The organism is Psychromonas ingrahamii 37, assembly GCF_000015285.1.
Classification (GTDB): Bacteria; Pseudomonadota; Gammaproteobacteria; order Enterobacterales; family Psychromonadaceae; genus Psychromonas; species Psychromonas ingrahamii.
Window position 1 is genome coordinate 4,140,184 of the sequence record NC_008709.1, and the last position, 14,742, is coordinate 4,154,925.

At 40.4% G+C, this 14,742-nt stretch carries 11 protein-coding genes and 2 pseudogenes; 4 read left to right on the top strand and 9 right to left on the bottom strand.

All coding sequences use genetic code 11. The features are described 5' to 3' along the window. Window positions 1–24 precede the first annotated feature (24 nt). A complete protein-coding gene (locus tag PING_RS17290; protein ID WP_011771589.1) occupies window positions 25–720 on the bottom strand; it encodes a type 1 glutamine amidotransferase domain-containing protein in 696 nt (231 codons plus the stop codon). A gap of 158 nt (window positions 721–878) precedes the next feature. Between PING_RS17290 and PING_RS17295 the strand changes: the two genes are divergently transcribed. Beyond that, window positions 879–1,799 (top strand): LysR family transcriptional regulator, encoded by a 921-nt coding sequence (locus tag PING_RS17295; RefSeq protein ID WP_011771590.1) that lies wholly within the window; start codon window positions 879–881, stop codon window positions 1,797–1,799. A 200-nt stretch (window positions 1,800–1,999) separates the two neighbouring features. On the opposite strand, the gene PING_RS17300 is transcribed toward PING_RS17295, so the two are convergent. Continuing rightward, a complete protein-coding gene (locus PING_RS17300) occupies window positions 2,000–2,476 on the bottom strand; it encodes an Lrp/AsnC family transcriptional regulator (RefSeq protein ID WP_011771591.1) in 477 nt (158 codons plus the stop codon). A 319-nt stretch (window positions 2,477–2,795) separates the two neighbouring features. Here PING_RS17300 and leuA point away from each other — a divergent pair, with 319 nt between their 5' ends. Beyond that, window positions 2,796–4,532: a 2-isopropylmalate synthase gene (leuA, locus tag PING_RS17305; protein WP_011771592.1), complete on the top strand. Its 1,737-nt coding sequence runs from the start codon at window positions 2,796–2,798 to the stop codon at window positions 4,530–4,532. Between the two features lie 173 nt (window positions 4,533–4,705). Here leuA and parE read toward each other — a convergent pair whose 3' ends face one another. Further along, entirely contained in the window at window positions 4,706–6,595 is a 1,890-nt protein-coding gene (gene parE, locus PING_RS17310) for a DNA topoisomerase IV subunit B (RefSeq protein WP_011771593.1), read from the bottom strand. A 454-nt stretch (window positions 6,596–7,049) separates the two neighbouring features. Between parE and PING_RS21530 the strand changes: the two are divergent. Beyond that, window positions 7,050–7,214: pseudogene (locus tag PING_RS21530) on the top strand (IS1595 family transposase); the annotation flags it as partial. A gap of 315 nt (window positions 7,215–7,529) precedes the next feature. Here the strand turns inward: PING_RS21530 and PING_RS22010 are convergent. The 5 genes and pseudogenes from PING_RS22010 to nudF form a co-directional block, all read right to left on the bottom strand. Continuing rightward, window positions 7,530–7,772, bottom strand: a pseudogene (locus tag PING_RS22010) (IS982 family transposase); the annotation flags it as partial. Window positions 7,773–8,050: 278 nt separating this feature from the next. Continuing rightward, window positions 8,051–8,911 (bottom strand): NAD(P)-dependent oxidoreductase, encoded by an 861-nt coding sequence (locus tag PING_RS17315; protein ID WP_011771594.1) that lies wholly within the window; start codon window positions 8,909–8,911, stop codon window positions 8,051–8,053. Between the two features lie 340 nt (window positions 8,912–9,251). Next, window positions 9,252–9,824, bottom strand: a complete 573-nt coding sequence (locus tag PING_RS17320) for a YqiA/YcfP family alpha/beta fold hydrolase (RefSeq protein WP_011771595.1) — start codon at window positions 9,822–9,824, stop codon at window positions 9,252–9,254. Next, window positions 9,824–10,651, bottom strand: coding sequence for a 3',5'-cyclic-AMP phosphodiesterase (cpdA, locus tag PING_RS17325; protein WP_041766665.1), 828 nt, complete (start codon window positions 10,649–10,651; stop codon window positions 9,824–9,826). Before cpdA ends, PING_RS17320 begins: the two co-directional genes overlap by 1 nt. A 279-nt stretch (window positions 10,652–10,930) precedes the next feature. Continuing rightward, the gene (gene nudF / locus PING_RS17330) at window positions 10,931–11,551 is read right to left on the bottom strand and encodes an ADP-ribose diphosphatase (protein ID WP_011771597.1); all 621 of its coding nucleotides are present in this window, start codon (window positions 11,549–11,551) and stop codon (window positions 10,931–10,933) included. A 100-nt stretch (window positions 11,552–11,651) separates the two neighbouring features. Between nudF and tolC the strand changes: the two genes are divergently transcribed. Continuing rightward, window positions 11,652–12,986 carry an outer membrane channel protein TolC gene (tolC, locus tag PING_RS17335; RefSeq protein WP_011771598.1) on the top strand — a complete coding sequence of 445 codons (1,335 nt, stop codon included), beginning with the start codon at window positions 11,652–11,654 and terminating at the stop codon, window positions 12,984–12,986. Window positions 12,987–13,177: 191 nt separating this feature from the next. Here the strand turns inward: tolC and hldE are convergent, their stop codons facing one another. Beyond that, window positions 13,178–14,608 carry a bifunctional D-glycero-beta-D-manno-heptose-7-phosphate kinase/D-glycero-beta-D-manno-heptose 1-phosphate adenylyltransferase HldE gene (hldE, locus tag PING_RS17340; RefSeq protein WP_011771599.1) on the bottom strand — a complete coding sequence of 477 codons (1,431 nt, stop codon included), beginning with the start codon at window positions 14,606–14,608 and terminating at the stop codon, window positions 13,178–13,180. Between the last annotated feature and the right edge of the window lie 134 nt (window positions 14,609–14,742).

Genomic DNA, 14,742 nt, shown 5'->3' on the forward strand with positions numbered 1-14,742 from the left:
TAATTTAAGCGGCTATTATTTAAGCTACTTTTGTGTCGTCAGGTGCTTCATTAATTTTTCTGCAACCAACGCTGAACTGGCTGGGTTTTGCCCTGAAATAATCAGTCCATCCTGTACCGCAAAGGCTGACCAATCGGCACCTTTTTGATATTCTGCGCCACGTTTAATGAGTTCATCTTCCAGTAAAAAAGGTACGATATCGGTTAACTGTACGCCTTCTTCTTCGCTATTGGTAAAACCTGAAACGACTTTACCTTTAACTGCAAACTCTCCGTCAGGGTTTTTAACATTAAGCAACGCGGCAGTCGCATGACACACGGCAGCAACAGGTTTGTTAGCTGTTAAAAATGATTCAATCAAGCTAATTGAATCAGCATTTTCCGTCAAGTCCCATAATGGGCCATGACCACCAGGGTAGAAAACAGTGTCATAGTCCGCTGCATTAATATCTGCTAACACTTTAGTGTTCTTTAATTGCAACTGCCCATCGCTATCTTCGGCAAAACGTCGAGTTGAGTCACTTTGAAAATCTTCGGTATCACTGTTTGGATCGATAGGTGGCTGTCCACCAGCTGGTGAAGCCAGAGTGATTTCAACGCCTGCATCTTTAAAAATATAATAAGGTGCAGCAAACTCTTCTATCCAAAATCCGGTTTTATTACCTGTATTGCCCAGTTCAGAGTGCGAAGTTAATACCATTAATATTTTTTTAGCATTCATATTTTTTATATCCTTTATGTAGTGTTAAATAGATTGTGTGTGATTAATTTATGTGATTAGTGTATGCCGGTATAGGAATTTTAACAATGCAGACATAACTGACATCATTGTTACAATAATTGATACAATAGATAAATATTTAGCTATAGAGAGAAATAATGGATATTTCATTTGAGCAACTCAAAAGTATGATTGTCTTTGCCCGGGTAGTAGAGCAGGGCAGTTTAAGCGCCGCGGCCAAACATATTGGTTTATCACGTGCCGTGGTGAGTTATCACATTAAAAAGCTCGAAACCCATTTAGCCATTAAACTGCTTAATCGCTCCACGCGATCTATTACCTTAACGGAGGCGGGTTCACAATATTACCAACGCTGCAGGGTTATTGCCGAACAGGCTTCAGCTGCCCACCAGCAGATTGAAAATTTAAAAAATGAACCTGAAGGTCTGTTAAAAATAACCTGTCCGGTCAATCTGGGTCTGCAAATCATCGTCCCGGCATTAAATGCTTTTCGAAAGCTTTACCCTAAAATCGATCTGGATCTGAAACTCACCGATGAAGTGGTTAATGTTATTAAGGAGGGAATCGATCTTGCCGTTCGTGGCGCACCCTTACCAGATTCCGGTTTGCAGGCCAGTAAACTCTTCAGTCTAAGCACCTGTTTATGCGGCGCCCCCGCGTATTTTAAAAAGCATGGTTATCCAACCTCCCCTGCTCAGTTAACTGCCCATGAGTGGGTTATTTACAAACTCACATCCAGTACGATCGAGTTAAGCAAAGGTAATAGATCCTTTAGTATTAAAGTCAAAGGGGGGATCAGTACTAATAATGCAGCAGCGCGCACCGCTTTTGTTGAAGGTGGCCATGGGTTAGGCCGTATTCCAACTTATGATGCCTGGCCAAAAATACAGGCAGGCACCTTGGAATCAATTCTTGGTGAATACCAGCTTAATGATATTGATCTTTATGGGGTATTTCCATCCGGTGGAGCAGAATCTAAAAAACTGCGCTTATTAATTGATTATTTGAAAACTTTTTTCGGTCAGTACAAGGATCTGGCTCAGGGTCTTAAATTGTAAAGGGTGACTTATAATAAATCCGATGCTCTTATCATTTATTATTTATTATTTGAAAAACAGTTTCAGCTATCTTTGCTTTTATCATCTATAACATTGTTACTATTTTTAGGCCTAATGACAAAAAAACAGCGCTTAATCCTGCGCTGTTTTTTTAAGCACGATAACAGTCGAAAATATCTTTGCTAATAGAGACAGATAACTCAATCGAGTGGAAATTCAGTCTTTTTGACCACTTCCCTTAATACAAAACTTGAATGTACACCAGTAACCCCTTCGAGCTTAGTTAATTGCCCTAGTAAAAATTTCTCATAATGCTGCATATCGCGTACTACTACTTTTAATAAAAAATCAGCACTCTGCCCTGTCACAATTAAACATTCCAGTACCTCAGGTAACGTTGCAACCGCACGTTCAAATTTATCAAAACGATCCGGGGTATGGCGATCCATTGAGATACCAATCATGGCGGTCAAATTTAAGCCAAGTACCGAGGGTTTCAATAAAGTAACATGTTTATCAATGATTCCCGACTCCTCCAGACGTTTCACACGACGTGAACAAGGCGTGGGTGATAAGCCAACACGGTCGGCTAATTCCAGATTACTAATGCGTGCATTTCCCTGCATCAGCCTAAGAATATTCTTGTCAATACGGTCTAATTTAATGACTTCCTGCATAACATTTCACCTGTGTAGAGTTTTTATCTAACAATAATATATTATATAGTTATTTATTGCACAAAAAGTTAAAAATAAGAGTTACTTTGCAACCACTCGCTACACTATTCACTCTATAGTGAGTACATGGACAGCGAGCAAAGTTTCTTACCGGAAACAGGCGGTTATACCCTTACCAAGGTGCACCAACTCGCTATAAAATTAGTACATGGATAGCGAGCGAAGTTTCTTACCGGAAACGGGCGGTTAACCCCTTACCAAGGTGCACCAACTCGCAAATTCATCTCTCCACTGCCAATGATTTACAAGGAAATGACTCGTGTCGAATATCAACTCTAGCTTTAACCATAAAAAATATCGCGCCTATCCATCCATTCCAAAAACCGATAGACGCTGGCCAGATCAAAGTATCAAAGCAGCACCTCTGTGGTGTAGTGTAGATTTACGCGATGGTAATCAAGCTCTGATTGAACCTATGAGCCCAAGCCAAAAGCTTGATATGTTTAAACTGTTAGTTGATGTCGGCTTTAAAGAGATTGAAGTTGGTTTTCCCGCAGCATCGGCACCTGATTTTGATTTTGTGCGTCAATTAATTGAACAGGATTTAATTCCAGACGACGTCACTATTCAAGTATTAACCCAGGCACGCGAGCCTTTAATAGCACGCAGCTTTGCCGCTTTAAAAGGCGCAAAAAAAGCCATAGTGCACTTATATAACTCAACCTCAACGGTGCAGCGAGAACAGGTATTTAAAAAATCGCGCGATGAAATTAAAACCCTTGCCATACAAGGTGCGCGATGGATGCAGGAATTTGCCGCCGCTCAATCCGAGACAAAGTGGTCGTTTCAATACTCGCCCGAGAGTTTTACCGGCACCGAAAGGGAGTATGCCTTAGAGGTGTGTAATGCTGTCATTAACGTTTGGCAGCCGACACCTGACAACAAGGTAATTATTAATTTACCCTCGACGGTTGAGACATCAACGCCTAACGTCTACGCAGATCAAATTGAATGGATCTGCGACAATATCAGCCACCGCCAATCGGTCAGCATCAGCTTACATACTCACAATGACCGCGGCTGTGGCGTCGCTGCCTCTGAGCTCGGTGTACTGGCCGGTGCTGATCGTATCGAAGGGACATTACTTGGCAACGGTGAACGCACGGGTAATATGGATATAGTGACGATGGCGATGAATATATATAGTCAGGGCATTGATCCAAAACTCGATTTTTCCGATATGGATCGTATTATTGCAACCATTGAGCGCTGCACACAATTAGCCGTACACCCTCGTCATCCCTACGCCGGTGAATTAGTTTTTGCAGCATTTTCTGGCAGCCATCAGGATGCGATTAACAAATGTATGGCGATTGATGCGGCGCAGCGAATAGAGAAACCAGAAACACAATGGCAAGTGGCTTATCTGCCGATTGATCCGCGCGATTTAGGGCGAACTTATCAGCAGGTTATTCGCATTAATAGCCAGTCAGGAAAAGGCGGAGTCGCCTATATACTGGAGCAGGACTACGGTATACAAATGCCGCGCTGGATGCAGGTTGACTTTAGTCCCCATGTACAACAGCATGCCGAACGCTCAGAAAGTGAAGTTTCAGCGACTATTATTCACGATATTTTTTCCAGTACTTATTTAGCAGCACAGAAAACCGCCAGTATCGACAACTACCAGCTTAACCGTCAAAGTAACGCAGATAGTTTAGAGGCGCAGATACTCGATACTAATAACGGTGCAGTGACTATTAATGGTCAGGGTAAAGGGGTTCTGGACGCTTTTGTCAAAGGGTTAAGTGCGTCAATCGGAAGTGATATTGTCTTAATCGATTATAGCGAGCATGCCCTGCCGAGCAAAAAAGGGGCTGAAAATGAACAGGCCGAAGCGATCGCCTATGTGCAACTTAGCGTTCAAGGCGCGCGTTACTGCGCGGCAGCCAAGTGCCACGATATAGTCACCGCTTCTTTGCAGGCAGTCCTTAATGCCGTTACCCGCAGTGGAGCTACCTGCCAGCGCAGCAAGGCAGAATTAGCCGCAGTGTAGCCCTACTCTCTATGAGTTAAAATTCTCAAAAAAAATGAATTATTCACCCTGCAACAGGGTTGGATAATTCATTTAAAGCTCAAATATGGTGCTCATCAACCACTTATCTACCAAGATAAGCAGGTGATAAGCACGCTCTTTTTATAGTATTAATGTGCAATGAGCGCGGGTAATTAATCAACCGATGCCATATCACCTTTATCTTCAAGCCAGACTTTACGATCTCCTGCGCGTTTTTTCGCCAGTAACATATCCATCATTTCTAACATTTCCTCAGCGCCTTCGGTCGTCAGCTGAACTAAACGGCGAGTATTAGGATCCATAGTCGTTTCACGTAACTGCAACGGGTTCATTTCACCCAAACCTTTAAAGCGCTGAACATTGACTTTACCGCGTTTTTTCTCCGCTTCGATACGGTCTAACACCCCGTCTTTTTCTGCTTCATCCAAGGCATAATAAACCTCTTTACCTATGTCGATTCGGTATAATGGCGGCATCGCGACAAACAGGTGTCCGGCATCAACCACGGCTCTAAAATGACGAACGAACAAGGCGCAGATAAGCGTCGCGATATGCAGACCATCGGAATCGGCATCGGCAAGGATACAGATTTTTCCATAACGTAAACCGGATAAGTCCGAGGAAGCAGGATCGATTCCTATCGCCACGGATATATTATGTATTTCTTCGGAATTTAAAATAATATCAGAGTCGTCTTCCCAGGTATTTTTGATTTTTCCCCGTAACGGCATAATAGCCTGAAACTCGCGATCCCGCGCCTGTTTTGCAGAGCCACCAGCCGAATCACCTTCAACTAAAAAAATCTCCCCACGCATGGTTTCCTGAGTCGAACAATCAGTTAATTTACCTGGAAGAGCGGGGCCTTGAGTTATTTTTTTACGGGCAATTTTTTTAGTTTTACGCGTCCGGGTCTGGGCATTATTAATGCAGAAGTCAGCCAGTAACTCAGCCTCATTAACATGCGCATTGAGCCATAAACTAAAGGCATCTTTTACTATACCGGAAACAAAAGCGACGCACTGCCTTGATGAGAGTCGTTCTTTAGTTTGTCCGGCAAACTGCGGCTCTTTGATTTTAACCGAAAGGATATAGGCACATCTATCCCAAATATCTTCCGGGCTTAATTTTAGACCGCGCGGTAGAAGGTTACGAATATCACAGAACTCACGCATTGCATCCAGCAGTCCCTGCCTAAAACCATTAACGTGTGTGCCGCCCTGCACTGTCGGTATTAAATTTACGTAACTTTCTGATAGTGAAGGCCCGCCATCGGGTAACCACACTACCGACCACTCTGCTGTTTCACTTTTTGCTGAAAACTTGCCAGTAAAGGGCTGCGGTGGTAATAACTCGTTGTCTGCAACAGCTTCCAGCAGGTAATCATTTAAACCATCTTGATAGCACCACTGATAGTCATTTTTATTTACTTTGTCTTTAAATTTGATGGTAAGACCCGCACATAAGACGGCTTTGGCTTTTAACAGATGCAGTAAACGGGACACTGAAAAGCGGGCGCTGTCAAAGTAAGCGGGATCGGGATGAAAATGTACTGTCGTACCTGTATTGCGTTTTCCACAGACTCCCGTTACGTGTAACTCCTCAACCTTTTCACCATTTTCAAAGGCAATTTCATACACTTGACCATCACGACGAATACTCACATCAACACGTTTTGATAATGCATTAACGACGGAGATCCCAACACCGTGAAGACCACCAGATATTTCGTAATTTTTACCTGAAAATTTACCCCCTGCATGTAATTTACAGAAAATAAGCTCAACACCTGAAATACGCTCTTCAGGGTGAATATCAACCGGCATACCACGTCCATCATCAATAACTTCTAATGATTGATCCTCGTGTAAAATCACTTGGATAGTCGCCGCATGCCCCGCTAGCGCTTCATCCACACTATTGTCGATAACTTCCTGACCAAGATGATTCGGACGTGATGTGTCGGTGTACATTCCCGGACGGTGGCGAACGGGATCAAGACCGTTTAATACCTCGATCGAGTCTGAATTGTATTGGTCGCTCATGCTTGTACCTATATTGAAAAAACGGGGGGATTCATTTTACCCAATTATCACTTAAAATTCATCAGCAAAATAAAGTCTGAATTGTATTGGTCGCTCATGCTTGTACTTATATTGAAAAAATGGGGGGATTCATTTTACCCAATTATCACTTAAAATTCATCAGCAAAATAAAGTCTGAATTGTATTGGTCGCTCATGCTTGTACTTATATTGAAAAAACGGGGGGGTCATTTTACCCAATTATCACTTAAAATTCATCAGCAAAATAAAATCTGAATTGTACTACTCGCTCATGCTTGTACTTATATTGAAAAAACGGGGGGGTCATTTTACCCAATTATCATCTGAAATTAATCACTAAAATAAAATCTGAATTGTACTACTCGCTCATGCTTGTACTCATATTGTAATACGCGGGGAGTTATTTTAACCAGTAATCACCTAAAATGAAGACCCAAACGGTTAATGGCGCGATTGCTCACTTTAAAGGTTGGGTTAATGGAAAAATGCGAGGAGTTGCGACAAAGTATTTGCCACATTATCTAGCTTAGTTTAGGGAAAGTCACTCAAAGCTTAATTCTCAGAAAATTTTACAATTTGCATATGGAGGACAACAATAAAATGGAACAGAGCCGAATTAAAATGGTTTAACGCTAGTGAAAACCTGTTCATGAACACCGGCCGTTTATTTCACTGCATTACCCTTAGGGTTACGAAACAGAGTATTTTAATGATTTATTTAATTCAATTATTTGACAGATGTGGAGCCTCCATATATATCCAGCTATGGCTTTTTAGATGTTTCTTGAATTGATAAGTTTGGCGATTATTATAAAACGGGTAATACCAAACGTATTAATAAAGTGATCAGATTTACTATTAAAAATTATCCCAGCGGCTTTGTAATCGTAAATTCTTCCTTTGAAGAACTTGATCATAAATTTAATGCTTTTGGCATAGCTGAGTGGGTTAGGAATAAATTCAGACCAATACCTTTATACCAGACCGATATAGAAGATCTTGAAATCTCGATGATTTGATTGATGGAATGCGATAACAATCGGCATTCGTTCACTAATAGTCATTTTTGAATGACGGTTTCTTTTGTTAGTCCCATCAGAAATTAATTGGTCCTCCCTGTGAGGGAAAATTGCACCAATCGGAAAGGGAATAACCATTTACATCTACCGCTAGAGGATTAACGCAGTTAATCGCTCGAAAGGTCATCTTGCGTCTTGCTCTGATCGAAGAGCTTGCGCCTGACAAAGCATCTTGAAGTAACATGGGTATATATAACCTCAGTTTTGATTAATACTCCAGAGTAATTAAAATAATTAGGTTACGTTTCTTATTATTCGATCATTATTTTATATAGTTCAATAAAAATAATCGCAGTAATAGCTGCTATTACTACGATTATTTAAGGTAGAAAAATTAGCACTATATCTTATAGACTTTATTTCACTGTTTTATAAATTGCAGCTATGTCTTCATCTGAAAAACCAGCTTTACGTGCTTGTTTGAAAGATTCATTTGTAATAGCGGCAGTCGGTAACGTTAAATTTAATTTATCACCTAAATCTACAGCTAATCTCATGTCTTTTTGCATATGTTTAAGAGGAAAGCTTGTAGTGTAATTTTCATCTAATAGCATTGGCCCTTTAACTTTAAACATAGGGTTTGCCATTGCACCTGCATCAATAATATCTAGTAACTGTTTACCATCAAGGTTTGCTTTAAGGCCGAGTGATATTCCTTCACTGAAAATACTTAACATTCCACCCATAATCATATTGACTACAAGTTTCATTTTAGCGCCCTGACCAACCTCACCCAAGTATGGAGACATTTTCCCCATTATTTCAAAGGCGGGTAAGGCATCATCATAAAGGGACTTATCTCCTGCTGCTAAAATAATTAAAGTGCCATCTTCCGCTGGTTTTTTTGTCCCAGAAACAGGAGCTTCTAAAAAGCGCCCGCCTGCTTTTATTATTGCTGCTGAAATAGTTTGTGAAGTCGCATCATCAACAGTAGACATATCAATATAACTACGACCTTCACCAATGCCTGCCACTACGCCATCAGGCCCTTCAGAAATAGCTAAAGCAGCTGCAGGATCAGAAACAATAGTAAAAGTGATATCGCATGTTTCTGCTACTTCTCTTGGTGTTTTTCCTTGATGAGCGCCCAGTGCAACCAGTTCAGTACATTTATCAACATTTCGATTCCAAACTGTTACATCTAGCCCTGCTTTAACCAAGTTTAATGCCATTGCATTACCCATAATTCCTAAGCCTATAAACCCAAATTTTTTCATAAATATCATTACCTTATTTTTTAACTAGTTTCTTTATTCACAGCAGACGAAAGATCTTATTGATTAATCAGCTATCTTTCGAATAAGTAGAGAGACTGCGACAAATCAACACAGAGTGATTAGCAAATGGATAATATTTGCTGTGAAATAGTGCTACTTACACTTATGTTCAGAATTTTTCATCGCTAAGTCAGTAATACTTCAAAGTTGAATCTGCCTGGCGATTTCTATCCGCGTCAGTTGTAAAAGGTTATATTGTAATACGCGGGGAGTTGTTTTGGAAAAATGGGGAAAGTTATTTTAACCGGTGACCACCTAAAATAATCACCTAAAATAATCGCTAAAATAAAAATTTAATAATATCAGGTAAGAAACGTTCAAAACCAATAAAACTATGATCGCCCCCCTCTTCACAGGTTATTTTACATCCCTGGAATTTATCAAAGGCTTCCTGATAATTTAAAACTTCATCCTTTTTTTGTAATAAAACCCAATATTTTTGCCGATCACTCAACTCTTTTACCGCTAATTTTCTTAACTGCTGCAGATAGTTTTCATCTATCCGATAAGACTCTTGTGTATAAGGGTGAGTTTGCATTCCCGTGTATTGCTGCAGTAAACAATAGGGAAGAACAGCAGGATTTATTAACACTACTTTCACCCCATATTGCTCACTCGCATTTGCTGCTAAATACCCCCCCAAGGAGCTCCCCATAACAGCGATTTCCGCACCCTTATATTGCTCAAAAACAGACTCAATCAGCGTCCACATTTTCTCAGGCTGGCAGGGGAGTTGTGGACAGAGAAAGCTTATTTCAGGGAAGTGCTCAGCTAAATAAGAAGACATTAATCGCGCTTTTAAGGATCCGGGAGAACTATGATAACCGTGTAGGGATAATAAAATTTTCTGCATTAATAACCTGTTGCGTTTTTATTGGGGGAAAATTCTCCATGCGCTACGCGCTCAACTTTGGTCGTAATAGTACCATTTTTATGCAACGCTAAATAGCGGTAACCGGGCGCACTATCATCAACATCAAAATCCTCAGAATTGGGCTTAAACTGTAAGCAGGTAGATGGGCTGGTTAAAAATCGCACCTGATTAAATTCGATATCACCCGCCTGATGAACATGCCCGGACAGCACCACACGTACATTTTTATGCAACTTGATGAGTTCTAAAAATTGCTGATTATTTTTTAGAATATGCTGATCTAACCAGGCTGATTTAACCGGTAAAACATGATGGTGCACACAAATCAGAGTATGTTTATCGGGATATTCAGTCAAAGCTTGCTGTAAAAAATTCAGTTGCTGCTCCGTTAAAAACCCATGGGGCGCACCTTCAACTTGTGAATCCAGTAAAATAATTTGCCAAAAATCGCTAACAATTTGTTTGCTCTGCGCGAGGCCCTCCTGCAAAAGACTGGGCAACATCACCGATTGCGTATCATGATTGCCGGGCAACCAGTAACAGGGTAAATTCAAGGTTTTTATCTGCTTGGTAAAATCAAGGTAAGATTGCTGGGTATGATCTTGAGATAGATCTCCCGTTGATAAAACTGCCTGACACTTGGATGAGTAACGAGAGGCGTGTTTAATCACAGCTTCATAACTTTCAGCTGGTTTAATACCAAGCAAGTCTTTATTCCGATCGGAAAAAAGATGGGTATCGGTGATTTGCAGAAGTTGTAAACAACCCTGCTGGTCTGATCTTAATTTTGTGGCTTGTGTGCTCATAACTTTCATTCGTAGATTAATGGATATTGCAATATTGGTTAATGTTCATAATTTGACCTAGAGTTAATGATTGCAATATTTGTTAACGCACATGATCTGACCTTAATATAATTGCCGTTATAACTTAAGTGAATAACTTTACCATTGGCTTAGTTAGCTTTTTTAAAAAAATGCTGAAAAAATGAGATCATGCGCCATTTACTTGTAAATTTGCGATCTAACTAACGGGATTATTACTGATAAGTAATCCAAACCTTTTTATTTTTAGATTCTCACGCCTTAAATTGTTAAATTGTCTCTATTTAGTTCGAGCCATTGTAAGGCAATAATAGTCGCCGCATTATATATTTTCCCTTCTTTTACCCACTGATAAGCTGTTTCTCTTGGTACAACGTGGGCACGTATATCTTCTCCTTCATGCGCGAGTCCATATAGTCCCCCCACCTCACTGCTATCTACGTTGGCGATAAAAAGATCGATCTGTTCCGTTGTACCACCCGGACTCACTAAATAATTAAGCATAAATTGGCATGATTTAACGGTTAAACCCGCTTCTTCAAAGGCTTCACGTTTAGCGACTTGTTCAGCCACTTCATCCTGCTCAATAATCCCTGCCACTAACTCTAATAACCAAGGGGATTTATCACCTGCCATGGCCCCCAAACGGAACTGCTCTATTAATACCACGGTATCGTTTTTTACATCATAGGGTAATAATACGGCCGCATGACCACGTTCAAAAAACTCACGTTTTATTTCGGGGCTCCAACCACCTGCAAATAATTTATGTTTTAATGTATATAAATTACATTCAAAAAAGCCTTTATATAAAGATTCTTTCGATAATACTTGTACATCATCTTGATTATAAAATACACTTCCACCTGAATGAACGTTCATTTTTTTATTCCTTAGCAAAACACCTAACCTGGATGTTTTATATTACACTTAATCTGTCACTAAATTTGAAGCAGCTCGCACACTCATAGGATTTATTAACATGGCCATAAAAAAATTTACTCTCGCGGCATTGTTTGCCGTGACTAGCTACAGTTACTCTGTTCAAGCTGATACGTTATTACAAGTTTACCAAACCGCCAAAATCAAAGATCCTATTATCCTCAAAAGCAAAGCGCAGTATGATGCCTATTTAGAAAAAGTAACACAAGCAAATGCCGCATTATTACCACAAATAGGCTTTGGACTGGAAACAAATTATACCAATTACAATAATGATAATTTAAGTAATTCAAACGTTGGGGCCAATATTGGATTAAGCCAATCACTTTATAATGGTTCACATTGGCAACAATTAAGCATTGCTGAAAAACAAGCAACACAATATGCCAGCATTTATGGTTTAGCTGCGCAGGATTTATTATTTAGAGCCTCAACGGCTTACTTTAATGTCTTACGTGCAGATGAAGCGGTAAAATCAATTAAAGCAAATAAACGCGCGGTTGAACGCCAACTTGAACAGACTAAACAGCGTTTTGAAGTGGGTTTAATTGCGATCACCGATGTACATGAAGCACAAGCTGCCTACGACAGAACAACAGCCGATGAAATTATTGCAGAAAATAATCTAGCTAATACTTATTATGCATTGCGCGAATTAACCGGGGAAGATGTCCTCAAGGTGTCGTATTTAAATACGAACACTTTTAGCGCACAGAAAATTGAAGGTGGTGTGTCTCTCTGGCGCAGCAAAGCATTAGAGTACAACTTAGCCTTGCATAGCAAACGCATTGTTAAAGAATTGGCTAAAATGCAAATCGATTTAGCCAAAACTGGCCATAAACCCACCTTAGATTTAACCGCTGGAGTAGGTTACAAAAACACATCCTATGATAATAGTAGCGTTAGTGATACAGACATTAGTAACGGCACTATCGGACTAAGCTTAAATGTGCCGATTTACACCGGGGGCAGTATTAACTCACAGGTCAAACAAGCACAATATAATTATGTTTATGCCAGTGAAGATTTAGTACAAACATTCCGTAGCACAGAAGCACAGATCAATAGAGGTTATAACAATGTTGGCGCATCAATCAGCTCTCTTCGTGCTTATGAACAAACAGTGCTCTCTTCACGCAGTGCCCTGGATGCAACAAAAGCGGGTTTTGAAGTGGGTACACGTACTATCGTTGATGTATTAGATGCGACACGCGCGTTATACGAATCTGAAAATCTATTAGCTAATGCACGTTATGACTATATTATCAATATGTTACAGCTTAAACTTTCTGCAGGTACTCTGGCCGAACAAGATATTATCGATATTTCTAACAATTTAATTGAAGTCGATCCAACAGTGTTGGAAAAATATTAAAGGCCGCTCATTTATCTCTAAAATTTGCTTAATGCCATAAACTGAATTTTAAAAATCAAATTTCAAAAAAAATCTAGTCAAAAAGGGAGACAATCTGCCTCCCTTTTTATTCACTTTAACGCTATTAATGGCTGCTGTTAAAACTAAATATAGTTAAAATTAAACATAGTTAATATTAGGCATGGTTAATACTAACTATTGTTACGAATCGTTTTAATAATTTCAGAGGTTGAACAGCCCTCTTCAAACTGCAAAACACGTACTTCACCACCGTTAGCAATCACTTCTTTTCCACCGGCAATATCTTCTGGCAAATAATCTCCACCTTTAACAAGCAGATCCGGCAAGATCTCAGCGATCAGGCGCTGTGGTGTTTCTTCAGTAAATTCAATGACCCAATCAACTGCCCCTAACCCGGCCAATACAGCCATACGACGATCAACAGGATTCACAGGACGCCCTTGCCCTTTTAAGTTGCGCACCGATTGATCGCTGTTTACCGCAACAATTAAACGATTACCCTGCTCGCGTGCTGTATTTAAATAGGAAACATGACCCGCATGAAGGATATCAAAGCAGCCATTGGTCATCACCACTTTCTCTCCACGATGCTGAGCAAGTTTGACCGCCAGTTTTAGTTGTTCTTCTGAAAGCACACCAAAACCTATCTCCTGCTGACTATAAACCGCATTCGCCAATTCAATAGTATTAACCGTTGAGGTGCCTATTTTACCGACCACCACGCCTGCAGCTGCATTGGCTAAGGTACAGGCCTGTTCAAATGAACTGCCCGCGGCCAATGACGAAGCTAAAACAGAAATAACAGTATCACCCGCACCGGTAACATCATAAACCTCCTGCGCCTGCGTTGGCAGATGCAACGGCTCTTGTCCCTCTCTTAATAACGTCATACCATGCTCACTGCGGGTCACAAGTAAAGCGTCAAGATCCAATTCCTTGATCAATGCCAGTCCACGTTCAACCAACTCTTTCTCAGAATGACACTTACCCACAACCGCTTCAAATTCGGCAAGGTTTGGAGTCAATAGGGTTGCACCACGATATTTTTCAAACTCAGATCCTTTTGGATCCACTAACACCACTGAATTGAATTTTTTGGCCAACTGAATCATTTTCTGTACATCAGCCAACGAGCCTTTATTATAATCCGATAGGATAACCACACTTGGCTGGCGCGTTAGACTAGCATGCATTTTTTCTAAAATATCTGTGCTGTCTATGCCCTCAAATCCCTCTTCAAAATCCAAACGTAATAATTGCTGATGACGACTTAAGACTCTTAGTTTGGTAATAGTCGGGAAATTAGGCACGCTCACAAAATCGGTATTTACATGCACTGATTTAAGATTTTTCACCAGTACATTGGCAGCTTCATCATCGCCGACCAGACCAATCAAATTGACTTTACCACCGAGTGCTGCGACATTTAATGCCACATTGGCAGCGCCGCCCGGACGCTCTTCAATCTGCTCAACTTTAACCACCGGCACTGGCGCTTCTGGGGATATTCTAGCCGTTGGCCCATGCCAGTATCGATCTAACATGACATCGCCAACTACTAATACTTGCGCCTTGTCATACTCAGGTAATGTTATTTTCATGTGATCTCTTTATTGTTGGACAATGTGTTTAAATAAAATCATTAAGTTTATCATAATCCTTCCAAAAGCATATTTACAAAAAACTTCATTTTTATAACAGTCTAAAATAAGCGCTGAGAAGCTTATTTCATACC